We start from the raw sequence: 1269 nt of genomic DNA, 5'->3' as shown, positions 1-1269 counted from the left end.
TAATGCAGGATAGGGGATATAGTTTTCATCCTATTTTTTGATTAAAAATTTTTCTGATAAACTACCCTTATATGAAAAAGGAGGAATTATGCAAATAGCATTACCCAATACTCAAACATTTGAGAAAAAAGAACCCCTCTATACAAACGAAGAACTTCATTTACTGCATCAATTAGAAAATGGATTAGTAAAATCAACTTCTCATGAAGATGTGATGAAAAACCTGAAACAGGTACTAAAACTCGATGAAATTTGATTACTCGATCAAATGGTATGAACTAGCAGAAAATAAACTACTGCGGCAAGCACAATACATTCTAGAACAATCTCAAAATGTGGTTATTGCAGAAAATTTTTATGATGCTATCAAGAGTGAGGTTGATAAACTTTCTTTCACGGCAGATGTGTACCGTCTTAGAAAGAAAAAGGAAATCCCCATTCTTAACGGGAAATATCTTGTAAAATTCCTTATTGGTAGAGAAACCGTTTATATCGTAGATTTTAAATCAGCTAAACAAAAAAATTATTAAGATACAATCCATAAAATAATTGCCAACAAGTGCCAATAATTTTATGGATTTTCATTTTTTTGAACGTAAAAAAAAGCCATAGCTTGTAGGAGAACAAACTATGGCAAAAAAAAACTTAATCCGATGAATCGACAGATTAAGCTCGTTTAGGCAAATGCGAAATTATCTCTTATTTTTTTCGCCCGATTATAATAACAAAAAAAACCGCAGAAAGAGAGACGAGTAACTTTCTACGGTTAATGGGTGCAAGGAGATTTTGCACCATTGTTATCCATATGAGAGCGAATTTCTTCGCCTTTTCATCATATCAAAGGTTTTATTAATCTCAATTAAAAAATCGCTTAATGCGTTGTTTTAGAGCCTTTATTGGGTGTTTCCTTTCCCACTCTCTTTTTCTTTTCTCAAATTGCATCTGAGCCTGGTTATTCATTGCAAATTTAGCGTAAGAGCTCGACATTTTTTCTAATAAAGCATTGATGTGCTTTTTACGCTTATACATTAAGTACAGATAAGCAGAAAAGAGGATAAAAACGATAATAAGGGCATTATAAAAAACAATAATAAAAAGGGCGTTCATTCTATTCTTTTTTTAGGGTGTTCTATTAGGCATTTTAATTGCCTGGAATGGGTAAAAAGACCTGGTGATCTAGGGTAAAGATTAAGCCAGGTTCTATTATTAAAATATCATTAATTCTTTACTCTGACACACACCTAACGCAAATTTAAAATTTGCCTTTTT

At 31.8% G+C, this 1269-nt stretch carries 2 protein-coding genes; both read left to right on the top strand.

Annotated features, from left to right (window positions below; genetic code table 11):
* Nucleotides 1–88 precede the first annotated feature (88 nt).
* Complete coding sequence (locus ACO409_RS10985) at nt 89–256, top strand: hypothetical protein (RefSeq protein ID WP_005646127.1); 168 nt, start codon at nt 89–91, stop codon at nt 254–256.
* The gene (locus ACO409_RS10980; RefSeq protein ID WP_005636121.1) at nt 246–530 is read left to right on the top strand and encodes a type II toxin-antitoxin system RelE/ParE family toxin; all 285 of its coding nucleotides are present in this window, start codon (nt 246–248) and stop codon (nt 528–530) included. Before ACO409_RS10985 ends, ACO409_RS10980 begins: the two co-directional genes overlap by 11 nt.
* The last annotated feature ends 739 nt before the right edge of the window (nt 531–1269 follow it).

The sequence above is a fragment of the Leptotrichia sp. genome (assembly GCF_057270615.1).
This window is presented reverse-complemented; position numbering and strand designations above follow the sequence as displayed.